This is a genomic window from Salipiger mangrovisoli, from assembly GCF_015223355.1.
GTDB classification, from domain to species: Bacteria; Pseudomonadota; Alphaproteobacteria; order Rhodobacterales; family Rhodobacteraceae; genus Salipiger; species Salipiger mangrovisoli.
Map to the genome: position 1 here is coordinate 15,845 of NZ_JADFFK010000015.1, position 25,316 is coordinate 41,160.

Here is a 25,316-nt window from a genome sequence, read left to right on the forward strand (position 1 = left end):
CCTCAGCTCGTGCGCCGCTTGCGCGGCAGCATGATGATCACCGCCGCCACATAGGCGACACAGACCAACGCCAGGCTGATCCACGCGTAGGTCAGCACGGCCGCCCCGACAAAGGCGACCCCGACCAGCACGTATTTCACGTTCTGCCGCGAGATGCGCGTCGTCTTGAACGACCAGGTGGGGATGCGGCTGATCATTGCCAGCCCCGCCAGCACCAGCCAGGCGGCCAGCACGAGATCGGGGAACAGCGGCCCTGCCCCCAGCCCGAAGCTGAGATACATCGGCATCATTGCCAGCAGCGCGCCGGCCGGCGAGGGCACGCCGGTGAAATAGGCGTTGTCATGCGCCTTGTCCTCGGACTTGCGCATCACGTTGAAGCGGGCAAGGCGCACCACCGCGCAGACCGCGAAGACCAGCACCGCGATCCAGCCGAAGTTGCGGCTGTCCTCGAGCGCCCAGTTGTAGATCAGCAGCCCCGGCGCGACGCCGAAGTTGAGAAAATCCGCGAGGCTGTCGAGTTCCGCGCCCATGCCGCTTTCCGATTTCAGCGCGCGCGCAAGGCGGCCGTCGAGCCCGTCGAGCACCGCCGCCAGCAGGATCAGCTGCACCGCCAGTTCATAGGACCCCTGAAGACCGAAGCGGATCGCCGTCAGACCTGCGCAGATCGCCACCACGGTCAGCACGTTGGGCAGAAGCTGGATCAGCGTCACCTTGTCGGAAGCGCGGGCCTTGCTGTCCTCGATCGGCTGCTCGTCATTCATTCGGCGGGGTCCCCCTGTCTGCGGTCAGATCGGCGATGATGCTCTCGCCCGCGACCATGGTCTGGCCAATCGCGACCAGCGGCTCCACGCCTTCGGGCAGGTAGACATCGAGGCGCGAGCCGAAACGGATCAGGCCGAAACGGTCGCCGCGGTTCAGCCGGTCGCCTTCCTTGACCCACCACATGATGCGGCGCGCCACAAGACCGGCAATCTGCACCACGGCGATCTCGCGCCCATCCTCGAGACGAATGCGCAGCGCGTTGCGCTCGTTGTCCACCGAGGCCTTGTCGAGCGAGGCGTTGAAGAATTTGCCGGGGCGATAGGCGACCGAGACGATCTCGCCGGTCACCGGGGTGCGGTTCACGTGGCAGTTGAACACCGACATGAAGACCGAGACGCGGGTCATCGGCACGCCCGGCATGCCCAGTTCGGCCGGCGGCACCGCCGGCTCGATCAGCGAGACCACGCCGTCGGCGGGCGAGACCAGCAGGCCGGGGCGCTGCGGCACCACGCGTTCGGGGTCGCGGAAGAAGTAGTAGCACCACACGGTCAGGCCGACGCCGATCCAGCCAAGCGGATCCCAGATCAGGAACAGCACCACGGTGATCGCAGCGAAGATACCGACGAACTTGCGCCCCTCGGGGTGCATCGGCTTGATGAATGTGTCGCGCATCCGCATGGGAAAGTCCTTCCGGGCTTTGAAATCTTGGGTCCTCGCAGCTAAGCCGAAGCGGCCCTGCGTGCAAGGGTTTTGGGCCGCAGGCGGGGCAAAGCCGCTCAGGACGTCGGGTCGGTGGCCACCATGGACTCGCGCTTGGCAAAGCTATCGTACCAGCCCGCCAGCGCCTCGCGGCCGACCCGCCACTTGCGGGCATCGTGGCGGAAGTCGAGATATCCCAGCGCGCAGGCGACAGAGATGTGGCCCATGTCCATGCGCCCGGCGAGGTGGCTCATCCATCGCGTGTTGAGCGCGTCGAGTGCCCGGCTGACCTTTCCCCATTGCCCCTCGATCCAGTCCATCGAGACCTGCTCGCGCGGGCGGAAGCGTTCCTCGTAGATGATCAGCACGGCAGCATCCATGATGCCGTCGCCGGTCGCTTCAAGCGTGAGCGTGTCCCAGATCCGGCTCTCGGGGTAGAGCCCGGCGCCTGCACGGGCATCGAGGAAGCGGCAGATCACCCGGCTGTCGTAGAGCGTGGGCCCGTCGGCACGCACCAGCGCCGGGATCTTGCCGACCGGGTTGGCGGCGATCAGCGCGGGATCCGGGGCCATCGGCGAAGCGACGACCTCGACCTTCTCGACGTCGCCATCCTGGCCGGTTTCATGCAGGGTGACGAGCACCTTGCGAACAAAGGGCGACGGCCCGGCCTGCAGCAGTTTCATCGCGGCTCTCCTTGCGCGGTTCTCGCAGCGGAGCGTAGCGCGCCGGATCGGGAAGGAAAACGCCCAAGTCAGAAATGTGCCAACCGGTTCACGGGCTTCGTGACCCTTCACTTCAGGGTGCGGCACCCCTCCGGCGTCGGGAAGCGCCCCGGACCCGAACGCAAAACGGGGGGCCGAAGCCCCCCGCCTGCTGCCCGAAGGCAGACGTCCGTATGGACCGGCAGATTACATCATGCCGCCCATGCCGCCCATGCCGCCCATGTCGGGCATAGCGGGCGCGTCTTTTTGCGGCTTGTCGGCCACCATTGCTTCGGTGGTGATCAGCAGGCCAGCAACCGAAGCTGCGTCTTCCAGTGCGGTACGCACGACCTTCGCGGGGTCGATCACGCCGAACTTGAACATGTCGCCATATTCGTCGGTCTGCGCGTTGTAGCCGAACTTCAGGTCGTCCGATTCACGCACCTTGCCTGCAACGACCGAGCCGTCGACGCCGGCGTTCTCGGCGATCTGGCGCAGCGGAGCTTCCAGGGCCTTGCGCACGATGGCGATACCGGCGTTCTGGTCGGAGTTCATGCCGGTCAGACCCTCGAGGGTCTTGGCACCCTGCACCAGAGCGGTGCCGCCGCCGACGACGATGCCTTCCTGCACGGCTGCGCGGGTTGCGTTCAGAGCATCGTCCACACGGTCCTTGCGCTCTTTCACTTCAACCTCGGTCATGCCGCCGACGCGGATGACGGCCACGCCGCCTGCCAGCTTGGCAACACGTTCCTGCAGCTTCTCACGGTCGTAGTCCGAGGTGGTTTCCTCGATCTGCGTGCGGATCTGGGCCACGCGTGCTTCGATCTCGGCCTTGTCGCCGTGACCGTCGACGATGGTGGTCTCGTCCTTGGAGATGTTGATGGTCTTGGCGGTGCCGAGCATGTCCATGGTGACATTCTCGAGCTTCATGCCCAGATCTTCCGAGATCACCTGGCCGCCGGTCAGGATCGCGATGTCCTGCAGCATGGCCTTGCGGCGATCGCCGAAGCCCGGTGCCTTGACGGCTGCAATCTTCAGGCCGCCGCGCAGCTTGTTGACCACGAGGGTCGCCAGCGCTTCGCCTTCGACGTCTTCCGCGATGATCAGCAGCGGCTTCTGCGACTGGATGACCTGCTCGAGCAGCGGCACCAGCGGCTGCAGCGACGAGAGTTTCTTCTCGTGCAGCAGGACGAGGCAGTCGTCGAGCTCTGCGATCATCTTGTCGGCGTTGGTCACGAAGTAGGGCGACAGGTAGCCGCGGTCGAACTGCATGCCTTCAACGACGGTGGTCTCGGTCTCGAGGCCCTTGTTCTCTTCGACGGTGATGACACCCTCGTTGCCGACCTTCTGCATCGCGTCAGCAATCTGACGGCCGATTTCGGCTTCGCCGTTCGCCGAGATGGTGCCGACCTGAGCAACTTCGTTCGAGTCGTTGACCGGGCGGGCCGCTGCCTTGATCGCTTCGACGACCTTGGCGGTTGCCAGGTCAATGCCGCGCTTCAGGTCCATCGGGTTCATGCCGGCCGCAACGGCCTTCATGCCCTCTTTGACGATCGCCTGTGCGAGAACGGTCGCGGTGGTGGTGCCGTCACCGGCCTCGTCGTTGGTGCGGGAAGCAACTTCCTTCACCATCTGCGCGCCCATGTTCTCGAACTTGTCTTCCAGTTCGATTTCCTTGGCGACAGAGACACCGTCCTTGGTGATGCGCGGTGCGCCGAACGACTTGTCGAGCACGACGTTGCGGCCTTTCGGGCCGAGGGTCACCTTCACCGCGTCGGCGAGGATGTTGACGCCCTTGAGCATGCGTGCACGGGCGTCGCTGTTGAATTTCACGTCCTTGGCAGCCATCTGCAAGTACTCCTGAAATTTGATTGAATGTCTGGCGTAGCGGGGCGCGAGGCCCCAGGGCGATCAAAGGATCAGGCCGCCTCGGTGATGCCGAGGATGTCCGATTCCTTCATGATCAGCAGCTCTTCGCCTTCGATCGTGACTTCGGTGCCGGACCATTTGCCGAACAGCACGCGGTCGCCGGCTTTGACAGCCATTGCGATCAGCTCACCGGAGTCCTTGCGGGCGCCTTCGCCGCAGGCAACGATCAGGCCCTCGGCGGGCTTCTCTTTTGCGCTGTCGGGGATGATCAGACCGCCCTTGGTCTTTTCGTCGCTCTCAACGCGGCGAACCAGCACGCGGTCGTGAAGCGGTTTGAATGCCATCTTCGAGTCTCCATAGCTCAAAGGTTATCCCTGTAGGCCCCCGCTGCGACCCGGACGGAACCGGGATCGAGGGCCGTTAGCACTCACCCTTGTGGAGTGCTAACGGCAGCATAGCTAGGCAGCCGCACGATTTGAGTCAACACTCCCCTCCGAGAAAATTTCATGACACCCCGGCGGAGTGGGCGAACCCATGCCCGGCAAATGTGCAGCCGCACTCCGCGCTTCAAGATCCTCCCCTCGGGCGTGGCATCTCTCCGCCGAATGTGATGACTTGGCTGAGATCACAGATTCGAGACCTCCCCCATCGAGAGTTCGCATGGCCATCCCCTACGCGCCGATCTCGGCGCCCTCCCCTCTGAAGGGTCCACCGCACGACAACGCCCGCGGTTTCCTGTTCATGACACTCGGCTTCTGCTTCTTCGGCGTGACGGACATGCTGGCGAAGCTTTTGGCCGAGCACCTGCCGCTCATGCAGGTCGTCTGGTTCCGCCAGTCGGGGCTGTTCATCGGCGTGGTGACGCTGCTGGCGCTGCGCGGTAGCCACATTCTTCGCACCCCGCATCCGAGGCTTCAGGTGCTGCGCGGGATGATTGCGCTCGGCTCGGCTGCCTGTTTCATTATGGCGCTGCGCCACGTCGGACTGGCCGACGCCACGGCGGTGACCTTCACCGCACCCTTCCTGGTGACGATCTTCGGCGCGTTGCTGCTCAAGGAGCCGGTCGGGCCGCGCCGCTGGGCCGCGGTGATCACCGGCTTCGTCGGCATGCTTGTGGTGATCCGCCCCGGCATGGGCATCTTTCACCCGGCCATCGGCTTTGCCTTCATCTCGGCGGTCTGCTTTGCCGCACGGCAGCTTCTGTCGCGCTATCTCAGCGGTGCGGACAGCATCGCCACCACGGTCACCTACACCTCGCTGACGTCTTTCCTGCTCTGCTCCGTGCCGCTGGCGGTGGTCTGGCAGACGCCGCAAAGCGGCTGGGTCCTGCTGCTCTGCCTGATGATCGCCGCCACCGCCGGGCTGGGCGAGTTGCTGATCATCCGCGGTCTGGACCTGGGCCAGGCGGTGGTCATGGCACCGGTTCAATACACGATGATCATCTGGAGCACGCTCTACGGCTTCCTCGTTTTCGCCGACCTGCCCGACTTCTGGACCTTCGTCGGCTGCGGCATCATCATCGCCTCGGGGCTCTACACGCTCTACCGCGAACGGGTGCTGGCCAAGCGCGCCCGACGCGCCGCCATCGAGATCGAGCACGGAACGGGCACGGTCTGACGCCCCCCCTCACTCGGCCGGTTCGTCCTCCCAGCTGCCGGCCCAATGCGTCAGCCCTTCGTGCCCGGCCGCGGTCAGCGCGTAGACACCCGTCCGCACGCGGGTGAACCAGCCGTAGTGGTTGTCCGCCATCAGCCGTGTCGCGACCTTTACCCCGGTCGCCGCGGCAACCTCACGTCCGCGGCTCTCCCCCGCATCCACAAGGTAGGCGGCGCAGCGCAGCGCATCCTGCCGGTAACCGGTGACAAGGCCGTGCCGGGTCGCACCACCCTCGTTGGGATCGCCGGTGATCCGCCGGAACTCGCGCAGGAGCTTCGCTTGCCCTGCCTTGGCCTTGCGCGGTGCATAGGGGCCAGGATCGCAATGCACTTCGGCGCGCCCGTCCTTGACCGTGATGAACCCCAGTCCCAGCCGCCGGCACATGGCGAGATTGTCCTTCAGCGCGCGCCGCGCGCTGCGCCCGCCGGGCTTCGGCACCGCGATATAGACAAGATCCGAGAGCCGCAGCCGCGCCAGCGCCTGATGAAACAGGGCCAGCGAGATTTTCAGCTTCAGCTCGACGATCACTGGCTCTTCCGCGCCGCGCACCGCCACGAGATCGGCCGCGCCCACCTCGCCCTTCACCTCGTAGCCCTGCGCCTGCAAAAGCGCCTTCACCGGCGCATAGAGTTCACTTTCCCGCAACATGGCCGCCACCATTGCGCCGCTTCTTGCCGCTGGCAAGCGGCTGGCCTAGCCTGCGCCGAATTTCCCTCTCCAGCTGGTTGCCTGCATGTTCCGCCCGTTCCTCGTCTCGCTTCTCCTGCTCCTGCCCGCTGCGCTGCACGCCGCCTGCGAGGGCAGCGACCTGCGCCTGTCGCTCACCCCCGAGGAACAGGTCGAGCGCGACCGGATGCTGGCCGCGATCCCCTATCCCGTAGGCAACCACTGGCGCGCCGAGCGCGGCGGGAAGGTGATCCATCTGATCGGCACCATGCACCTCGGCGACGCCAGGCTCGATGGGCCGGTGGCCCGGCTGACGCCGCTGGTCGAGAACGCCGGACTGTTGATGCTGGAGATGACCCGCACCGAGGAGGCGGACCTTCAGAAGGCACTGGCCGCCGACCCGACGATGCTGACCCTCAGTGGTCCGACCCTACCCGAGATGCTGCCCGAGGAGGCTTGGCAGGCGCTGGCGACCGCCGCCAAGGACCGCGGCATCCCGGCCTTCATGGCTGCCAAGTTCCAACCCTGGTACCTGTCGATGATGCTGGCCACCCCGCCCTGCGCAATGACCCAGCTTCAAGGCAAGACCGGGCTCGACATGAAGCTGCAGGAGGCAGCCCGCGCCGCCGGCGTGCCGACCCGCGCGCTCGAGCCCTTCGACACCGTGTTCCGCCTGTTCAACGCCGAGCCGATCGAGGATCAGCTCGAGATGCTGCGCACCGGGGCGCTCGACACGCAAACCGCCGAGGACCAGTTTGCCACGCTTTTCGACGCCTATTTCGACGAGGCCCATGCCGACACCTGGGTGATCTCGCGGCTGATCGCCCGCCGCGCCCTGCCCGAGGCCCCGCAAGAGGTCGATGCGATGATGGAGGCGACCGAGTCCCAGCTGCTGACCGCGCGCAACCGCAGCTGGATCCCGGTTCTGCTTGCGGCCTCGGCCGAGACCGAAGGTCCGGTGGTCGCGGCCTTCGGCGCCGCCCATCTGAGCGGCGCGACCGGCATTCTGAACCTGCTCGCGGACGAAGGCTTCGCCCTCACCCGCGAGACTTTCTGAACGCCCCTCAGGCCGCCAGGCCGCGGCCGCGGAGCAGCGCCTCGACGCCCGGCATGCGGCCGCGGAAGGCGGTGTAGAGCGCCTCGGCCTCGACCGAGCCGCCCTTCGACAGGATGAACTGCTCGAGCTTCGAGGCCACCGCCGGGTCAAAGGCGCCACCGGCTTCCTCGAAGGCGGCGAAGGCGTCGGCATCCATCACCTCGGACCACATGTAGCTGTAATAGCCCGAGGAATAGCCGTCGCCTGCGAACACATGGGCAAAGTGCGGCGTCGCATGGCGCATGGCGATCGCCGACGGCATCCCGATATCCTCCAGCACCTCGGCCTGTTTCGCCATGGGATCGTCGCTCGACACGCCGCTGTGGAACTCGAGGTCGACCAGGGCCGAGGCGACGTATTCCACCGTCTGGAACCCCATGTCGAAACTCGCAGCCGCCAGCACCTTGCCGAGCAGGTCCTCAGGCATCGCCTCGCCGGTCTCGGCGTGGGTGGCGAACTCGGCCAGCACCTCGGGCACCTCCAGCCAATGCTCGTAGAGCTGGCTTGGCAGTTCCACGAAGTCGCGCGCCACAGAGGTGCCCGAAACCGATCCGAACTCGACATCCGAGAGCATCTGGTGCAGCGCATGGCCGAACTCGTGGAACAGCGTGCGCGCATCGTCGTAGGACAGCAGCGCCGGTTTGCCCTTGGGCGGCTTGGCGAAGTTGCAGACGTTGATGACGATCGGAGCCTTCCGGACCGGTCGCTTGGCCTGGCTCTGCATCGCCGAGCACCAGGCTCCCGAGCGCTTCGAGGCGCGCGCGAAATAGTCGCCGATGAAGACCGCCACGTGCCGGCCGCCCCGCGTCACCTCCCAGGCCCGGCAGTCGGGATGGTAAAGCGGCGCATCCAACTCGCGGAATTCCAGTCCGAACAGGCGATTGGAACAGGTGAAGGCCGCCTCGATCATCCGCTCGAGCTGCAGGTAGGGTTTCAGTTCGGCCTCATCGAGGTCGTGTTGTGCGCGGCGCCGTTTCTCGGCGTAGTAGCGCCAGTCCCAGGCGCGGAAATCATCGTTGATCCCGTCCTCGCGCAACATCTGCTCCATCTGCGCCTGGTCGGCCAAGGCCGCGGCGCGCGCGGGGGTCCAGACCTGCATGAGCAGCTCGCGCACCCGATCGGGACTGCCCGCCATCTCGGTCTCGAGCTTGTAGGTCGCGAAGTCCGGGTAGCCGAGCAGCGCCGCGCGCTCCTCGCGCAGGCCGAGGATCTCGCCCGCGATGCCGCGGTTGTCGGTCTCGCCGCCATTCTCGCCACGCGCGGTCCACGCCTGCCAGGCCCTTTGCCGCAGGTCGCGCCGGCGCGAGAACTGCAGGAAGGGCACGATCAGCGAGCGCGACAGGGTGACCACCGGCCCCGCCTGCCCCAGCGCTTCGCCCGAGGAGCGCGCCGCGTCCACGACGAACTCCGGCAACCCCTCGAGGTCCGCCTCCGCAAGCGGCATGAACCAATCGGCCTCGTCCTTCAGCAGGTTCTGGGTGAACTGCGTGCCGAGCACCGCAAGGCGCGACTTCACCTCCTTCATGCGTTCGGCCTCCTCACCCGTCAGCGCGGCCCCTGCGCGGACGAAGCCGCGGTGGGTCAACATGAGCACGCGGGCCTCTTCCTCCGAGAGCGCCAGTGTCTCGCGCCGCTGCCAAAGGTCCTGCACCCGGCCGAAGAGCCGCTCGTTCGAGTAGATCGCCGAACTGTGCGCAGCGAGCCTTGGCGAGAATTCGCGCTGAAGCGCCTGTCGCGCCTCGTTGCTGTCCGCGCCGGCAATCGAGAAGAACACCGACAGCACCTTGTCCAGCGCCCCGCCCGCGCCCTCCATCGCCTCGATCGTGTTGCAGAAGCTCGGCGCCTCGGGATTGTCGGCGATCGCTCCGATTTCTGCCAGGTGCGCCGCCAGCGCCTGCTCGAAGGCCGGGGCGAAGTCATCGTCGGAAATGCGGTCGAACGGGGCGAGGCCGAAGGGGGTGTCCCAATCGGCGAGCAGCGGGTTGGTCATGGGCGGTCTCCTTTTGCAGGCAACCTAGGTCGCCCCCGCGGCCCCCGCAATCCCGCAATCCCGCCCGACTGCCTTCTTCTGACGCCAGCCCCGGACGCGCCGCGCCCGGCGCTTCTTCTAGGCAAAAATATCCCCGCCGGAGGCTCCCGCCGCCACCACGCGCGCCGCCCTCAGGGCCTGTCGCGCAGCCGCGCCTCGAGCCGCCGCAGGAGCAGCGACAGGGTGATGGTCATCGTCAGGTAGATCAGCGCCACCACGTTGTACGTCTCGAAGTAGCGGAAATTGCCCGCCGCGGTGACCTTGCCAAGCTGCGTCACGTCGAGCACCCCCAGCACCGACACCAGCGAGCTGTCCTTGACCATGGCGACAAAATCATTGCCGAGCGGCGGCAGGATGGTGCGGATCGCCTGCGGCAGCACGACCAGCCGGAACACCTGGACGCGGCTCAGTCCAAGCGCCTCGGCGGCCTCGATCTGTCCCTCGTCGACCGACAGGATCCCGGCACGGAAGACCTCGGCGATGAAGGCCGAATAGCCAAAGGTGAGCGCCAGGATCGCGCGCCAGAGCAGCGAGAAGTCCCGCACCCGCATCGGCTCGACCCCAAGATGTCCGGCGAGCCAGTTCCAGCCCGCCACCAGACCCGGTGCCAGCACGAAGGCGACATAGAGCAGCAGCACGAGGATCGGAATGCCGCGCAGGATCTCGGTGTAGAAGCGCGCGATCTGCCGCAGCACCAGACTGCGCGACAGCGACATCAGCGCCACGCCCATGCCGATCAGCGACGCCAGCGCGAAGCCCACCAGCGTGACGAAGACGGTGATCTGCACCCCCTTCAGCAGCGTGCGCAGGACCTGCGACTGCACCTCGTCGGTCAGCACCGCGCCGTAGGCCAAGAGGCCGAGCGCCCCGGTGGCGACCAGCCACCAGGGGAAATCTTTCTTGGGCTGCGGTTTCATGCGCGGCGTGCGGAGCTCATTCGCCCATCTTGTAGTCGAGGAACCATGTCTTGTTCAGCGCCTCAAGCGTGCCGTCGGCGGACATGGCCTCGATGGCCGCGTTGATCGGCGCCACCAGATCCGAGCCCTTGGGGAAGATGAAGCCGAAGTCTTCCGAACCCAGCTTCTCGCCGACGATCTTCAGCGCGCCTTCCGAGGAGGCCACGTAGCCCTCGCCCGCGGTGCCGTCGGTCAGCACAAGGTCCACATCGCCCGAGCGCAACGCCTGCACGCTGGCGCCGAAGGTCTCGAAAAGGGTGATGCGCGGGGTCTGCTCATTGCCGTCGAGCACGTCGTAGACGCCGACGTAGAAAGGCGTGGTGCCGGGCTGGGCGCCCATCAGCAGGTCCTCATTGGCGGCGAAGGACGCGGCATCGTCGAAGCGCTCCTCGTCGCCGCGCACCAGCATGACCATTTCCGAGCGCATGTAGGGCTCGGAGAAATCGACTATCTCGGCGCGGTCCTCGCGGATGGTGATGCCGGTCATGCCGATGTCGAACTGCCCCTCGCTGACCGCCGGGATCATCGCGTCCCAGGAGATGGTCTCGTAGGAGACAGCCATGTTCAGGCGCTTCGCGATCTCGGCCATGGCGTCATATTCCCAGCCGATGGCCGTGCCGCTGGCCGGGTCGACGAATTGCAGCGGCGGATAGGCATTCTCGGTGACGACCACCACCTCGCGCCCCTGCAGGTCGGGCAGATCCTGCGCCAGGAGCGGCGTGGCGGCGAGCAGCAGGGCCGCGGCCGCCGGGGCGGCAGCCGCAAGGACTGGGGTCTTGAACATCGGGAAAACCTCTCAGGGAATTTGGTGTGGCGCCAGTATGGCGAGCGACCCTCGCTTGGCAAGATGGCGCCGTCGCCCGCGCCGCCGGGTCAGGCGGCGGTGCCGCAGGTCGGGCAGTCGGCGCGCCGCTTGAGGGTGATCTTGCGGGTCTCGCCCCAGAGCGCGTCGTAGATCAGCATCTCGCCGACGAGCGGTTGTCCCGCCCCGGCAATGACCTTGATCGCCTCGACCGCCATCATCGCGCCAACGACGCCCGGCAAGGGTCCCAACACCCCGGCCTGCGCGCAGGAGGGCGCGAGCCCCGGCGCCGCTGCGACCGGAAAGACGCATTGGTAGCAGGGCGCGCCGCGGGCGGGGTCGAAGACGGAAAGCTGCCCTTCCCACTGGCTGAGCGCGCCCGAGACCAGCGGCTTGCCCTGCGCTACCGCGACGCGGTTGACGAGGTAGCGGGTGTCGGTGTCGTCGGTGCCGTCGAGGATCAGGTCGTACTCGGCGACCAGCGCCTCGGCGATCTCCGGCGCCATGCGGCGGTGGTAGGGCTTCACCGTGACATAGGGGTTCTGCGCCTCCATGGCGGCCTGCGCCGAGAAGACCTTGGGCATGCCGATGCGCGCGTCTGTGTGGATCACCTGACGCTGCAGGTTGGCGTTCTCCACCACGTCGTCGTCGATCACCCCGATGGTGCCCACACCCGCCGCCGCGAGATATTGCAGCGCCGGCGCGCCAAGCCCCCCCGCGCCGATCACCAGCACCTTCGCATTGCGCAGCTTCTTCTGCCCCGGCCCGCCCAGCTCGCGCAGGACGATGTGGCGGGCGTAGCGCTCGAGCTCGCTGTCCGACATGCGGTCGGGCCTCGCGGGCAGCTCGGCGCCCCGCGCCGCCTCGCCCGCCTGCGCCCGCGCCTTCACCCGACGCAGCACCAGCGCATAGGCCAAACCCAGCCCGACGAAGCCGCCCAGGATCAGCCAGAGCGCCGGGCTTCCGCCGGTCAGCTCGCGCAATCCGTGGCCCTCCGGAAGGGCCACCTGGATCATCAGCACGATCACGTAGAGAAGCCCCAGCATGTAGAGCCGCGCCACCTTCGAGGCTCCGAGCAGATGCCCCAGCCCCCAGATCGCCGCGCCGAGACCCAGCACCAGCAGCATCAGCGCGTGCCCGTGGAACCGAAACCGCCTTCGCCGCGCAGCGTCTCGGGAAGGCTCTCCACCAGCTCGAAGGCGCTCTGCACCACGGGCGCGACGATCATCTGCGCGATGCGCTCGCCATGCGCGACGGTGAAGCTCTCCTGCCCGGCGTTCATCACGATCACCCCAAGCGGGCCGCGGTAGTCGCTGTCGATGGTCCCCGGCGTGTTGGGCAGGGTGATGCCGTGCTTCAGCGCCAACCCCGAGCGCGGACGGATCTGCACCTCGTATCCCTCGGGGATCGCCATGCGCAGCCCGGTCGGAATGAGCGCCCGCGCGCCCGGTGCCAGCACGACCGAACCGCGGTCGGGGAAGTTCGCCCGCAGGTCGGCCCCCGCCGCCCCGGCGCTCGCATAGTGCGGCAGCCCCAGGTCCCGGTCCGCGCCCTCGTCCCACATTATCGCCACAGCAACCACGGCTCGTCCTTTCCTTGTTCCCGTGCAGCCCGCTCTCGGGGTCGCACCTTCATTGTTCCAAAAATACGCAAATCCGCCGCTCGCAAACCCGCGCCGCGCGGATCAGTCCCCGAGCGCCGCCGCGATCCGCGCCGCCAGCCGCGCCGCAACCGCCCGCTTGCCCATGCGCGGCCAGTCCTCGTTGCCCTCGCCGGAGATCAGCACCACCGCGTTCTCGCTGCCGCCCATGATGCCGGTCGCGGGCGAGACGTCATTGGCGACGATCCAGTCGCAGCCTTTGCGCGCCCGCTTGGCGGTGGCATTGGCCACCACGTCGTCGGTCTCGGCGGCGAAGCCCACCACCAGTCCCGGACGCCCCTCGGTCATCTGCGCGACCTCGGCAAGGATGTCGGGGTTCTCGGCAAATTCCAGCACCGGCAGCTTGCCTGCCTGCTTCTTGATCTTCGAGCCATTTTCCGACGCCAAGCGCCAGTCGGCCACGGCAGCGGCAAAGACCGCCGCCGCGACAGGCAGCGCGGCCAGCACCGCGGCGCGCATCTCGCGCGCGGTCTCGACCTCGATCACCTCGACACCGGTGGGGCGCGGCGCATCGGCGGGGCCGGTGACGAACACCACCTCGGCCCCGAGATCGCGCAGCGCCTCGGCGATCGCCGTGCCCTGCGCCCCCGAGGACCGGTTGGCGATGTAGCGCACCGGATCGATCGGCTCGTGCGTCGGGCCCGAGGTCACAAGCACCCGGCGCCCCTTGAGCGGCCCCTCCGCCAGCGCGGCCTCGATGGCGGCGAGAATCTCCAGCGGCTCCGCCAGCCGACCCGGCCCGAACTCGCCACAGGCCATATCGCCGTCGTTGGGACCGACCACGCGCACGCCGTCGCCGTGCAGCGTCCCGAGATTCCGCTGCGTGGCGGGATGCTGCCACATGCGCACGTTCATCGCTGGGGCGATCAGCACCGGCGTGTCGGTGGCCAAGAGGAGCGTCGAGGCGAGGTCCCCCGCAAACCCCTGTGCCATCTTCGCCATCAGATCCGCCGTCGCCGGCGAGACCACCACCAGATCGGCGACCCGACTGAGCTGGATGTGCCCCATCTCGGCCTCCTTGGTCAGATCGAAAAGGTCACGGTGGACCTCCTCGCCGGCCAGCGCCGAGACAGAGAGCGGTGTGACGAACTCCTCCGCCGCGCGGGTCATCACCGGGGTCACCGCGGCACCGCGCTCGCGCAGACGCCGGATGAGTTCCAGCGACTTGTAGGCCGCAATGCCGCCGCCGATGATCAGAAGTATCCGCTTGCCGGAAAGCATGATGCCGCGCCCCTACCTTCGCGGCGCCTGCGGCCCCGCTCTTCGGGTCCAAGTGTTAGTGGCCGGGCTGCCAAAACTCAACGCTCGGACGCGCATCGGCCCTGCGTCAGTTGCTCTGCGGCATCCGGAAGTCCTCGCAGGGATCGTCGCGCTCGGCCGGGGCGCTCTCCTCGACCAGATCGAAGCCCCCCTCGGGTGCGCCCTGTCCGGTTTCGCCCTGCCCGAGCGCCGCCACCGAAACCTCGCCCGCTGCACGGGTCAGCAGCGCCGGGGCACCCCAGTCCTTGCGCGCGTGGCCATTGCCGGTGATCACCACCACCGGACCGCCCAGATTGGCGTAGGCTTCGAGTGCGGTCTCGGCCAGTCGCGCGTCGCGCAGGCGTTGAATGCTGACCATCACCGGCAGCATCTCGAGCGGCAGCGCGTCACAATGCGCCGCCATCTGCAGCTGCTGGCGTGCCGCGTCCTCGGCCGGATCGAGCGGCTCGTCGAGCCCGTAGAAACCGGCGCCGGGGCCGAAAACTCTTGTCAAATCGCTCTTCAGATCGCCCTCTCCGAGCGCCTTGGTCTGCTCGCGCGGCACTTCCGCGCCGTAGACTTTTGCCTCCGGGGCGGCCGCGAAGATCGGGAAGTACATCGAGAACTCCGGCCAGCCGCTGCCGTTCCAGCCAAGCGCCGCTTCCAGCGCCGTTTCATCGGCCACCATCTCCGGCGTGACGACCGCCGCCTGTTCGGGCGAGAGCATCTCGAAGACCAGCGCCACCGGCTTGATCTGCGCCACCAGCTCGGCCTGCCGCGCGTGATGCGCCGGATTGTCGTGGGTTTCCCCAAGAAACACCACATCCGCCCCCATGAGGGCGGATGTGCCATCCTGCGGAGAGACAGGATTTTGCTGTGCCGCGACGGGCGCAGCCAGAGAGATCAGTGTCAGGGCAAGGGCTCGCATCATGCGAGGAAGTGTTGCACCTCGGTGGACTGCGCTTCAAGCGACTTGCGCATCTTGGCGAAGGCCGCCGCTTCGAGCTGGCGCACACGCTCCTTGGACAAACCCAGTTCCTGTCCAAGGCTTTCCAGCGTACGCGTCTCGTCGCGCAGCTTGCGCTCGCGGACGATGAACCTTTCGCGATCATTCAGCGAGGTCATGGCGGTGACCAGCCACTGCCGCAGTTGGGCGTTGTCGAGCTTGCCTTCCACGAGGCTCGAACTTTGCTCGCCTTCGTCCTCGAGCGTGTCGATCCACTCGCGGCCATCCTCATCGGTGCTTTGCGTCGCGTTGAGCGAGTAGTCCGAGCCCGACAGACGGCCTTCCATCATCTCGACATCATGCAGCGGCACACCGATCTCTGTGGCAATCATCTCGCGCAGCGTGTTGCGGTTCATCACCTCGCCCCGCGACGCGGCCTCGCGCTCGAGCCGGGCCTGAACACGGCGCATGTTGAAGAACAGGGATTTCTGGGAAGAGGTGGAGCCGGTGCGCACCATCGACCAGTTGCGCATCACATAGTCCTGGATCGAGGCCTTGATCCACCACACCGCGTAAGTCGAAAAGCGCACGCCGCGGTCGGGATCGAACTTGTCAGCCGCCTTCATCAGGCCAAGCCCCGCCTCCTGAACCAGATCGTTCATTGGCGCGCCGTAACGCTTGAACTTCGCGGCCATCGAGATCGCGAGGCGCATGTATGCGGTGATGAGACGGTGAAGGGCCTGCTCATCGCGCTGGTCGCGCCAGGCGTAGGCCAATCGCAGCTCGGTTTCCGCGTCGAGCAACTCGGCCTTCATGGCACGGCGCGAGAGGGTCTGATCGTTGAAGGTCGAATCCAAAGCCATGCGAGGCCCCCGTTGACTGGGCCGAGCGCGCCGGCCTCGTTACTCTTTGGTATAGTAACGACGAACAGGCCGATTTGGTTTCCGAGAAATTTCAACGAGCGCAAATTCGCGCCTCGCGCAACGGCGGTGCGGCGGAGACTTCGGCAGGTGTCAGCCCGCCAAAACTGCATCGACGTCCCCGCACGATCGCGGAGCACGCCACATCAACTCTTTGAGCAAGCTTGCGTTTCCCTCGGATGCCCACCCGAGGCGGGGTCTGCCTCACCTGCTCGCTGTACAAGGTAGACCCCCGGAGAATTTTTCCACCCCGCCGCACGGGTGAGCTTTCGGTTTCCGGCGGATCACCGCTTGGCACCCGAAACCGCGCGAGCCCGGTCCGGTTAACCAATTCTCAAGATGCGACGGCCCATCCTCGCTCGAGCCCCGCGCAGAGGGGTATGCCAGATCAGGGGATGAGACCGGCAATGGCGGCCTGCGCCTATACCGTCGCCTTCGACGGGATCGAGGCACGCCTCGTCGAGGTGCAATGCGCCGTGACACCCGGCGTGCCCGGCTTCGCCGTCGTCGGCCTGCCAGACAAGGCCGTGTCGGAGGCGCGCGAGCGCATCCGCGCAGCGCTTCAGGCTCTTGCCATCGCGCTTCCGTCGAAACGGATCACGGTGAACCTCTCGCCTGCCGACCTGCCGAAGGAAGGCTCGCACTTCGATCTGCCGATCGCGCTCGGCCTGCTGGCGGCGCTCGAGGTGATCCCCGCCGACGAGGTTGCCGGCGTCGTCGCCCTGGGCGAACTGACGCTCGACGGCGCGCTGGTCGCCGTGCCCGGAGCGCTGCCCGCCGCGCTCACCGCCGCGGCCGAGGCCCGCAGCCTGCTCTGCCCCGCCGCCTGCGGCCCCGAGGCCGCCTGGGTCGAGGCCTGCCGCGTGCTCGCGGCGCGTGACCTGACCGAGGCGATCCGCCATTTCACCGGCGCAGGTCCGATCACCCCCTCGAGCCCCGGGTCGGCGGAAGCCCGGCTCGACGGCCCGGATCTGCGCGACGTCACAGGCCAGGAACGCGCCAAGCGCGCATTGGAGATTGCCGCGGCCGGGCGCCACCACCTGCTGTTCACCGGACCGCCGGGCACCGGAAAATCCATGCTTGCCCGCCGACTCGCGGGGCTGATGCCCCCGCTGAGCGCCGCCGAGGCGCTGGAGACCGCGATGGTGCGCTCGCTCGCCGGCGATCTCGCCGAGGGGCGGCTGTCCATGGCGCGGCCCTTTCAGCAACCGCATCACACCGCGTCGATGGCAGCGCTCACCGGCGGCGGACGCGGCGCGCGGCCGGGGCAGATCAGCCTCGCGCACAATGGCGTTCTCTTCATGGACGAGCTTCCGGAGTTTCCCCGCAACGTGCTCGACAGCCTGCGCCAGCCGCTGGAGACCGGCGAGATCACCGTGAGCCGCGCCAACGCCCATGTCACCTATCCCTGCCGATTCCTGCTGATAGCCGCGGCCAACCCCTGCAAGTGCGGCATGGCTGGCGATCCGGCACGCGCCTGCTCGCGCGCGCCGCTCTGCGCCGAAGACTACCTCGGGCGCATCTCCGGCCCGCTCATGGATCGCTTCGACCTGCGCCTCGAGGTGCCGCCGGTCTCGCTCGAGGAGATGGCCCTGCCGCCGTCCGGCGAGAACAGCGCCGCCGCCGCCGCGCGAGTCGCTTCGGCTCGTGACCGCCAGGCTGCCCGCTATGCCGGCCATCCCCGCATCCGCACCAATGCCGACGTCGACGGGCGGCTGCTCGATGAGATCGCCACCCCCGACGCCGAGGGCCGCGCGCTGCTGCTGCGCGCCGCCGAGCGTTTCGGCCTGTCGATGCGCGGCTACCACCGGGTGCTGCGCGTCGCGCGCACCTTGGCCGATCTTGCGGGCGAAGAGGCGCTGCGCCGTCCGCAGGTGGCCGAGGCGCTGAGCTACCGGCTGGTGTCGCGCAGCAGGTCCTGAACAAAGGCCGCCGCCCGGCGCAGCGTGGCTCGGGCCTCGGGTATCCAACCGTCGAAGACCGGCCAGGCGTGCGGTGCGGTCGCATGAGTCTCGACCTCGACCCGCGCGCCCTCGGCGCGGAGCCGCGCCGCCATGCGCAGGCCATCGTCGGCGAGAATCTCGCTTCGCGACCACGTGAGACGGACCGGCGGACAGGCCGGGAACGTGGCATAGAGCGGCGACAGCCGTGGGTCCGCGCGCATCTGCGCACCGCCGACGACATCGACCAGATCGCGCATGCGCGCCACCGGCAGAAAGGGATCGGATCGCGCATTTTGGGACAGGCTCGCGCCGGTCATTGCCAGGTCGGTCCAGGGCGAGAAGGCCAGCGCCCCGGCGGGCGGGTGGCCCCGCACGCAAAGGTCGCCAAGCAAGGCAAGCGCAAGCCCGCCCCCGGCGGAATCCCCGGCCAGCACCACCTGATCCGGCGTGTAGCCCAAACCGTCCAGCCGCTCCCAGGCGGCGCAGGCGGCATCGAACTGCGCCGGGAAGGGGGCTTCCTGCACCAAAGGGTACTCCGGCGCGCAGACCTCGATCCCAGAAAGCTGCGAAAGCCGCGCCATCACCCCCTGATGGGTGCGCGGGCTGCCGGAGATGTAGCCGCCGCCGTGGAAATAGAGGATCACCCGGCGCGGCGCGCAATGCCCGGCGCTGATCCAGTGCAATCCACCGGGCCGGCGCAGATGCAGCAGGTGGGCGGGCTGGCGCATCAGGATCGGCGCATGCCGGTCAAGATCGTGCGCCGCCGCCTCGGGGCCGGCGGTGCGGGCGAGCCGGGGCTTTGCGATGAGACGAAGCCCAAGCGTCAGCGCCGAAAGCCGCCAGCCCATCCCCGCCGCCCCCGCCCCGGCTGCTCCGAAACCGGCCTCAGGCCAGCTTGGCCTCGATCGCCTGCCAAATTTTCTCGGCGACGTTGACGCCGTCGAACCGCTCCAATTCCTGGATACCGGTCGGCGAGGTCACGTTGATTTCGGTCAACCAGTCGCCGATCACGTCGATGCCGACAAAGACCTGGCCCTTCTCCTTCAGCACCGGGCCGATGGTGGCGCAAATCTCGCGGTCGCGCTCGGTCAGCTCGACCTTCTCCGGGCGGCCCCCGACGTGCATGTTCGAGCGCACCTCGCCGGCCGCCGGCACCCGGTTGATCGCGCCCACCGGCTCGCCATCGACGAGGATCACCCGCTTGTCGCCCTTGCTCACCGCGGGCAGGTACTTCTGCACGATCAGCGGTTCGCGCGAGAATCCGGTGAAGAGCTCGTGCAGCGAGCTCAGGTTGCGGTCATTCTGGTCAAGCCGGAACACCCCTGCCCCGCCGTTGCCATAGAGCGGCTTGAGGATGACGTCGCCATGCTTGGCCTTGAAGGCCCTGATGGTTTCGAGGTCGCGCGCGATGGTCGTAGGCGGCGTCAGCTCGGGGAAATTCAGCACCAGCAGCTTCTCGGGCGAATTACGCACCCAGAAGGGATCGTTCACCACCAGCGTGCCCGGTGCCAACCGGTCGAGCAAATGGGTCGTGGTGATGTAATGCATGTCGAAGGGCGGGTCCTGGCGCAGCCAGACCACGTCGATCTCGGCCAGGTCAATCACCTCGCGCGGACCCAGAACGGCAGGATGCTCTGCATCGCGCTGCACGGTCATCCAGTGCCCTCGCGCGGTGATCCGCCCCTCTTCGAAGGCAAGATCGTCCGGGCCGTAGTAGAACAACTCATGCCCCCGCGCCTGCGCCTCCTCGGCAAGCCGGAAGGTGCTGTCGGCATTGATGTTCACGGACCCGATCGGGTCCATCTGAAAGGCGATCTTCATCTCGGTCTCCGCGCATGGCTTTCGCCATACATGGCGCAGCGCGGCGCAGGGCGCAATGGCAGGGACTTGCGCCGCTGTCGGGACTGCCGCCCGGGCGGCCTAGGGACCGATCGCCTGCTCGATCACCCGGATCATGCCGTGCCGGTCCATGAGCGCAACGTCGAAACGCATCTCGCTCAAAGCCCCCAGCGGTTGCGTTCCGACGAATTCCTCGGCGGCTTTCTGCAGTCGGCCAATCTGCCGCCAGCGCAGTTGCGCGAGCGCCTGATCGAAACTCCGGCTGGCTTTCACTTCCACGAAGAGGAACCCCGCCCCGTCGCGGAAGATCAGGTCTATCTCGCCGCTGCGGCCGCGCCAGCGCCGACGCAGTAAGGGATACCCGCGGCGTTCGTAGTCCAAGGCGACCCGCGCCTCGGCGGCGAGCCCCGCATGGTAGCTCATCTCTCCGCGGCAATGCCGCCGCAACGTCTCTGCCTCGGCCCGGCGCGGCGGCAGTTGTAGCGGCGTGGCACGGTCAAAATCAAAGGCCAATTGCGACGACTGTATCGACATGCCATCCCCTTTACCGAAGCACTCAGTCGCGGTCCTTCGCCAACTTCAGTGCAAGCTGGTAGACCGGGCGGCGGGCAATCCCGTACGCCTGCGCCACATGATCCGCGGCGTCCCGCACCGACATGTCGCCCAAGGCCGCACGCAGTTCTTCTTCTAGCTCGGATTCGCTAATTTTTTCCGAATCCCCCTTGCCGATCAGCACCACGATCTCGCCCTTCGGCGGCACTTCTGCATAGGCCTCCGCCAGTTCCTCGAGCGTGCCCTCGCGCACTTCCTCGAATTTCTTCGTCAGCTCGCGGCAGACCGCCGCACGGCGCTCCCCTCCCAGCGCCGCCGCGGCATCTGCGAGCATCGCGCCCAGGCGCTTGGGCGACTCGTAGAAGGCCAGCGTCGCCGCCTCGTGTTTCAGCGCCGCCAATGCGGTGCGGCGCGCGCCCTTGGCGTTGGGCAGGAAGCCCGCGAAAAAAAAGCGGTCGGTTGGCAGCCCCGCGAGTGTCAGCGCGGTGATCACCGCCGCCACACCCGGCGCGGCCGTCACCAAATGGCCTTCGGCTCGCGCGGCACGGGCAAGATCGAAACCCGGATCCGAGATCATCGGGGTGCCCGCCTCCGAGGCATAGGCAACCGATTTTCCCTCTGCCATCAACGCCATGAGACGCGGGCGCATCTTCGCGCCATTGTGATCGTGGTAGGCAAGGCACGGCCGTTCGCCGAGCGGAATGCCGAGGATTTCCATAAGACGCTTGAGGCTGCGCGTGTCCTCTGCCGCCAGCACGTCCGCCGCCCGCAGCACATCGATCGCCCTGAGCGTGATGTCGCGTGCGTTTCCGATGGGTGTGGACACCAGGTAGAGCCCCGGCACCAAACCGCTTCTTTCGGGATTCATCACTGGACCCGATCCCCCGCTGTACTATGATTGCTCCCAAATGCTCATGCGGAAGAACCGCTTGGGCGTCAACGAGGGAGCCAGCCACCAATGTTCGCCCTTTTCGCCCGCGCCCGCAAGGCGCTGCGCCCGGCCGCCATGTTCGCCACGGCCGCCCTGCTTGCCGCCTGCGACGTCTCGACCATGACCGACCTCGGCACCGCCGGCAGCGGCGGCCCGAGCATCGACCCCGGCCAGACGGTGCGCGTCGCCTTGCTGGTGCCGCAGTCAGATCCCTCGGCCGCGGCCGTCGCACGCGACCTCGAGAACGCTGCGCGGCTTGCCATCGCCGATCTCGGCAATGCCCAGATCGACCTTGCGGTCTACGACACCGGCGGCCAGCCCGCCCAGGCCGCGAGCCAGGCGCAGCGCGCCGTCGACGAAGGGGCACGCATCATCCTCGGCCCGCTGCGCGGCGAGGAAGCGGTCGAAGCCTCGAAGATGGTCGCTGACGAGGGCGTGAACGTTCTGGCCTTCTCCAACAACGCAACGATCGCAGGGGGCAACCTCTTCATCCTCGGGCCGACGTTCACCAATACCGCGGATCGGCTCATGGGCTTTGGCGCGCGCCGGGGCGTCAACTCGGTCGCCGTGCTCTACTCGCAGGACGTGCCTGGCGAGTTCGGCCGCAGCGCGATCAACCAGGCGGCTGCGCGCAACGGTGTATCGGTGGTCGCCGAGCAGCCTTACGAGCTGAGCGTCGAGGGCGTGACCCGCACCGCGCAGGCGATGAGCGGCATCGTCGGCAGCAGCGGCGCGCAGTCGGTCTTCATCACCTCCGATGCCACAAATGCCGCCATGCCGCTGCTTCTGCAGCTGATGCCCGAAAACGGCGTGAACCCGGCGGTGACCCAGTACATCGGCCTGACCCGCTGGGACGTGGCGCCGCAGCTGTTCTCCTACCCCGGCGCGCAGGGCGCGTGGTTCGCCATGCCCGACCAGGCCATGCAGCGCAATTTCAACGCCCGCTACCGCGGCGCCTACGGCTCGGAACCGCATCCGCTCGCCGGGCTTGCCTTTGACGGTGTCGCCGCAGTCGGGGCCCTGGTCGCACAGGGCCGCAGCGACGCGCTCACTGGCCGCGCGCTGACGCAAGCCGCTGGTTTCCAAGGCACCGGCGGTGTATTCAGGCTGAAATCGGACGGCACCAACGAACGCGGTCTCGCCGTCGCCACCATCCAGAACAGCCAGGTAACGATTCTTGACCCTGCCCCCTCCAGTTTCTCCGGCGCCGGCTACTGATACACGCGACATCCTGCCGGACGACCTGATCGCCCCGGCCACGGAGATCTTCGACATCGCGGGCATTCGTGCCCGTGTATTCGCTGCCCTGCCGGACGAGGGCGGCGAAGCCGCGGCCCGCTCCGCCGTGGTGAAAATCCTCGGCGATGAGAGCAAGCGCGGGCGCGAAACCATCGCCGCAGCCTTCGCCAACCGGCCGCACAATGCCTTTCCGGTAACCCATGCCTACACCTGGATCACCGACGGGCTGGTGCGGATCTGCTTCGACGTCGCCACCCAGCACCTGCACCGCAACCCCAACCCGACAAAGGGCGAACGGCTCTCGGTGCTGGCGGTGGGCGGCTACGGGCGCGGCGAGATGGCGCCCTTCTCCGACGTCGATCTTCTGTTCCTGACCCCGCACAAGATCACCGCCTGGGCCGAGAGCGTCATCGAGTCGATGCTCTACATGCTTTGGGATCTGAAGCTGAAGGTCGGGCATTCCTCGCGCACGGTGAAGGACTGCCTGCGGCTCGGCGCCGAGGATTTCACCATCCGCACCGCGATGCTCGAGCACCGTTTCCTGACCGGGCACAAGCCGCTGGCGGACGAGCTGGAAACGCGGCTGTGGAACGATCTGTTCAAGGGCACCGAGCGCGCCTTCGTCGCCGCCAAGCTCGAGGAACGCTCCGAGCGGCACCGCAAGCACGGGCTGCGCTACGTGGTCGAGCCCAACGTGAAGGAGGGCAAGGGCGGGCTGCGCGACCTGCAATCGCTCTACTGGATCACCAAGTACATCCACCACACCGACGACACCGAGGATCTGGTACGCCTCGGCGTGTTCCGCCCCGAGGAGTACCGCACCTTCTACCGCGCCGAGGAATTTCTCTGGGCGACGCGCTGCCATCTTCACCTCGCCGCGGGCCGCGCGGTCGAGCAGCTGACCTTCGACATGCAGGTCGAGGTGGCGGAACGCATGGGCTACAACGACCGCGGCGGGCGCCGCGCGGTGGAATGGTTCATGCAGGACTATTTCCGCCATGCCACCTCGACCGGCGATCTCACCCGCATCTTCCTCACCTCGCTGGAATCCGAGCAGCAGAAGGACGCGCCGCTGCTGCTGCGCATGTTCAAGCGCGGACCCAATGTGAAGGATGGCTACGAGGTGGTGCACAACCGGCTCGCCATCGTCGATCCGATCGCCTTCCTGTCCGACAAGATCAACCTGCTGCGCTTCTTCGAGGAGGGCCTGCGCACCGGCCTGCTGCTGCATCCCGACGCCATGCGGCTGGTGAAGGCCAACCTGCACCTCATCGACGAGGACATGCGGCAGGATCGCGAGGCGCAGCGCATCTTCATGGATTTGCTGCTGAAACACGGCAATCCCGAACGCTCGCTGCGGCGGATGAACGAGCTTGGCGTGCTCGCCGCCTTCATCCCCGAGTTCGAGCCGATCGTGGCGATGATGCAGTTCAACATGTACCACAGCTACACGGTGGACGAGCACACCATACAGTGCATCGGCAACCTGTCGCAGATCGAGCATGGCGACCTGGTCGAGGATCTGCCTGTCGCCTCGTCGATCCTGCGCGAGGGGGTGAACCGCAAGGTGCTCTACATCGCGCTGCTGCTGCACGACATCGGCAAAGGACGCGACGAGGACCACGCGGTGCTCGGCGCGCAGATCGCCCGCCGCGTGGCGCCGCGCCTCGGCCTCAGCAAGCAGGAGAGCGCCACGGTCGAATGGCTGGTACGCTACCACCTGCTGATGTCCGACATGGCGCAGAAACGCGACATCGCCGACCCGCGCACCGTGCGCGACTTCGCCAAGGCGGTGCAGACCCGAGAGCGTCTCGACCTGTTGACCGTGCTGACCGTCTGCGACATCCGCGGGGTCGGCCCGGACGTCTGGAACAACTGGAAGGCAGCGCTCCTGCGCGCGCTCTACCGCCAGACCCGCCGCGGGCTCGAGGACGGGATGGAAGCGCTCAACCGCGAGAACCGTGGCAACGAGGCAAAGCGCGCCCTGCGCGAGGCGCTGTCGGACTGGGACGCCAAGGAACTGCGCACCGAGACCGGGCGGCACTACGAATCCTACTGGCAGGGTCTGCATGTCACCGCGCATGAGGTCTTTGCCCGGCTGCTGCGCGACATCAAGGATGACGAGATCAAGATCGACATCCACCCCGACGAGGACCGCGACGCCACCCGCGCCTGCTTTGCCCTGCAGGACCACCCCGGCATCTTCGCCCGGCTCGCCGGCGCGCTCTCTCTGGTAGGGGCAAACGTGGTGGATGCGCGCACTTTCACCTCGAAGGACGGCTACGCCACCGCGGCCTTCTGGATCCAGGACGCCGACGGCTCGCCTTATGAGGAGGCCCGCCTGCCCCGTCTGCGCGACATGATCCGCAAGACGCTGATGGGCGAGGTGCGCCCGCGCGAGGCGATCGAGCAGCGCGGCAAGCTCAAGAAGCGCGAGCAGGCCTTCAAGGTGCCCACCTCGATCAGCTTCGACAACGAGGGCTCGGACATCTACACGATCATCGAGGTCGACACACGCGACCGTCCGGGCCTGCTCTACGATCTGACGCGCACCCTGTCGGAGAGCCACGTCTACATCGTCTCGGCGGTCATCGCGACCTACGGCGAGCAGGTGGTGGACACCTTCTACGTGAAGGACATGTTCGGGCTGAAGTACTTCACCCCCTCGAAGCAGAAGATGCTGGAACGCAAGCTGCGCGACGCCATCGCAGCAGGGGCGCAGCGGGCCGGGGTCTGATCACCCGCGCCCGTTGCCTTCAAGGGCAGACAAAACAAAAGAGCGGACCCAAGGGCCCGCTCTTCCGTGTTTCT

23 protein-coding genes are annotated in these 25,316 nt (G+C 67.3%); 5 read left to right on the plus strand and 18 right to left on the minus strand.

The window, feature by feature from the left end:
* Positions 1–2 precede the first annotated feature (2 nt).
* The 5 genes from pssA to IQ782_RS18630 all read right to left on the minus strand — a co-directional run bounded on the left by pssA (position 3) and on the right by IQ782_RS18630 (position 4,375).
* Entirely contained in the window at positions 3–761 is a 759-nt protein-coding gene (gene pssA / locus IQ782_RS18610) for a CDP-diacylglycerol--serine O-phosphatidyltransferase (protein WP_194136178.1), read from the minus strand.
* Positions 754–1,440 (minus strand): phosphatidylserine decarboxylase, encoded by a 687-nt coding sequence (locus tag IQ782_RS18615; RefSeq protein WP_194136179.1) that lies wholly within the window; start codon positions 1,438–1,440, stop codon positions 754–756. Before IQ782_RS18615 ends, pssA begins: the two co-directional genes overlap by 8 nt.
* Before the next feature lie 98 nt (positions 1,441–1,538).
* The gene (locus tag IQ782_RS18620) at positions 1,539–2,144 is read right to left on the minus strand and encodes a glutathione S-transferase (RefSeq protein WP_194136180.1); all 606 of its coding nucleotides are present in this window, start codon (positions 2,142–2,144) and stop codon (positions 1,539–1,541) included.
* Positions 2,145–2,369: 225 nt separating this feature from the next.
* On the minus strand, positions 2,370–4,010 hold the full coding sequence (gene groL, locus IQ782_RS18625; protein WP_095880555.1) for a chaperonin GroEL: 1,641 nt from the start codon (positions 4,008–4,010) through the stop codon (positions 2,370–2,372).
* Between the two features lie 71 nt (positions 4,011–4,081).
* Positions 4,082–4,375 (minus strand): co-chaperone GroES, encoded by a 294-nt coding sequence (locus IQ782_RS18630; RefSeq protein WP_194136181.1) that lies wholly within the window; start codon positions 4,373–4,375, stop codon positions 4,082–4,084.
* A gap of 316 nt (positions 4,376–4,691) precedes the next feature.
* Between IQ782_RS18630 and IQ782_RS18635 the strand changes: the two genes are divergently transcribed.
* Positions 4,692–5,648 carry a DMT family transporter gene (locus IQ782_RS18635; RefSeq protein WP_194136182.1) on the plus strand — a complete coding sequence of 319 codons (957 nt, stop codon included), beginning with the start codon at positions 4,692–4,694 and terminating at the stop codon, positions 5,646–5,648.
* Positions 5,649–5,657: 9 nt separating this feature from the next.
* Here the strand turns inward: IQ782_RS18635 and IQ782_RS18640 are convergent, their stop codons facing one another.
* Positions 5,658–6,335, minus strand: coding sequence for a DUF2161 domain-containing phosphodiesterase (locus tag IQ782_RS18640; RefSeq protein WP_194136183.1), 678 nt, complete (start codon positions 6,333–6,335; stop codon positions 5,658–5,660).
* Positions 6,336–6,420: 85 nt separating this feature from the next.
* Between IQ782_RS18640 and IQ782_RS18645 the strand changes: the two genes are divergently transcribed.
* Entirely contained in the window at positions 6,421–7,410 is a 990-nt protein-coding gene (locus tag IQ782_RS18645) for a TraB/GumN family protein (RefSeq protein ID WP_194136184.1), read from the plus strand.
* 7 nt (positions 7,411–7,417) lie between these two features.
* Here the strand turns inward: IQ782_RS18645 and IQ782_RS18650 are convergent, their stop codons facing one another.
* The 8 genes from IQ782_RS18650 to IQ782_RS18685 all read right to left on the minus strand — a co-directional run bounded on the left by IQ782_RS18650 (position 7,418) and on the right by IQ782_RS18685 (position 15,944).
* Positions 7,418–9,439, minus strand: a complete 2,022-nt coding sequence (locus IQ782_RS18650) for a M3 family metallopeptidase (RefSeq protein ID WP_194136185.1) — start codon at positions 9,437–9,439, stop codon at positions 7,418–7,420.
* Between the two features lie 170 nt (positions 9,440–9,609).
* Positions 9,610–10,395 (minus strand): amino acid ABC transporter permease, encoded by a 786-nt coding sequence (locus tag IQ782_RS18655; protein ID WP_194136186.1) that lies wholly within the window; start codon positions 10,393–10,395, stop codon positions 9,610–9,612.
* A 16-nt stretch (positions 10,396–10,411) separates the two neighbouring features.
* The gene (locus tag IQ782_RS18660; protein WP_194136187.1) at positions 10,412–11,218 is read right to left on the minus strand and encodes a transporter substrate-binding domain-containing protein; all 807 of its coding nucleotides are present in this window, start codon (positions 11,216–11,218) and stop codon (positions 10,412–10,414) included.
* Positions 11,219–11,307: 89 nt separating this feature from the next.
* Entirely contained in the window at positions 11,308–12,363 is a 1,056-nt protein-coding gene (locus IQ782_RS18665) for a HesA/MoeB/ThiF family protein (RefSeq protein ID WP_194136188.1), read from the minus strand.
* Positions 12,363–12,800, minus strand: a complete 438-nt coding sequence (gene dut / locus IQ782_RS18670) for a dUTP diphosphatase (protein ID WP_240989406.1) — start codon at positions 12,798–12,800, stop codon at positions 12,363–12,365. Before dut ends, IQ782_RS18665 begins: the two co-directional genes overlap by 1 nt.
* Positions 12,801–12,920: 120 nt before the next feature.
* Positions 12,921–14,117, minus strand: coding sequence for a bifunctional phosphopantothenoylcysteine decarboxylase/phosphopantothenate--cysteine ligase CoaBC (gene coaBC, locus IQ782_RS18675; RefSeq protein ID WP_194136190.1), 1,197 nt, complete (start codon positions 14,115–14,117; stop codon positions 12,921–12,923).
* Positions 14,118–14,223: 106 nt separating this feature from the next.
* On the minus strand, positions 14,224–15,066 hold the full coding sequence (locus IQ782_RS18680) for a ChaN family lipoprotein (RefSeq protein WP_194136191.1): 843 nt from the start codon (positions 15,064–15,066) through the stop codon (positions 14,224–14,226).
* Positions 15,063–15,944 (minus strand): RNA polymerase factor sigma-32, encoded by an 882-nt coding sequence (locus IQ782_RS18685; protein ID WP_194136192.1) that lies wholly within the window; start codon positions 15,942–15,944, stop codon positions 15,063–15,065. Before IQ782_RS18685 ends, IQ782_RS18680 begins: the two co-directional genes overlap by 4 nt.
* A 464-nt stretch (positions 15,945–16,408) precedes the next feature.
* On the opposite strand from IQ782_RS18685, the gene IQ782_RS18690 reads away from it, so the two are divergent.
* Positions 16,409–17,923 (plus strand): YifB family Mg chelatase-like AAA ATPase, encoded by a 1,515-nt coding sequence (locus IQ782_RS18690; protein WP_194136294.1) that lies wholly within the window; start codon positions 16,409–16,411, stop codon positions 17,921–17,923.
* Here IQ782_RS18690 and IQ782_RS18695 read toward each other — a convergent pair.
* The 4 genes from IQ782_RS18695 to rsmI all read right to left on the minus strand — a co-directional run bounded on the left by IQ782_RS18695 (position 17,893) and on the right by rsmI (position 21,203).
* Positions 17,893–18,792 (minus strand): alpha/beta hydrolase fold domain-containing protein, encoded by a 900-nt coding sequence (locus IQ782_RS18695; protein WP_194136193.1) that lies wholly within the window; start codon positions 18,790–18,792, stop codon positions 17,893–17,895. The two genes, IQ782_RS18690 and IQ782_RS18695, sit on opposite strands and share 31 nt — an antisense overlap.
* 37 nt (positions 18,793–18,829) lie before the next feature.
* Positions 18,830–19,765 carry a glutathione synthase gene (gene gshB, locus IQ782_RS18700; protein ID WP_194136194.1) on the minus strand — a complete coding sequence of 312 codons (936 nt, stop codon included), beginning with the start codon at positions 19,763–19,765 and terminating at the stop codon, positions 18,830–18,832.
* 99 nt (positions 19,766–19,864) lie between these two features.
* A complete protein-coding gene (locus tag IQ782_RS18705) occupies positions 19,865–20,206 on the minus strand; it encodes a YraN family protein (RefSeq protein WP_240989402.1) in 342 nt (113 codons plus the stop codon).
* Between the two features lie 133 nt (positions 20,207–20,339).
* Positions 20,340–21,203: a 16S rRNA (cytidine(1402)-2'-O)-methyltransferase gene (rsmI, locus tag IQ782_RS18710; RefSeq protein WP_194136196.1), complete on the minus strand. Its 864-nt coding sequence runs from the start codon at positions 21,201–21,203 to the stop codon at positions 20,340–20,342.
* A gap of 90 nt (positions 21,204–21,293) precedes the next feature.
* On the opposite strand from rsmI, the gene IQ782_RS18715 reads away from it, so the two are divergent.
* Positions 21,294–22,484: a penicillin-binding protein activator gene (locus IQ782_RS18715; protein ID WP_194136197.1), complete on the plus strand. Its 1,191-nt coding sequence runs from the start codon at positions 21,294–21,296 to the stop codon at positions 22,482–22,484.
* Positions 22,444–25,242, plus strand: a complete 2,799-nt coding sequence (locus IQ782_RS18720; RefSeq protein ID WP_194136198.1) for a [protein-PII] uridylyltransferase — start codon at positions 22,444–22,446, stop codon at positions 25,240–25,242. The genes IQ782_RS18715 and IQ782_RS18720 overlap by 41 nt, the downstream gene beginning before the upstream one ends.
* The last annotated feature ends 74 nt before the right edge of the window (positions 25,243–25,316 follow it).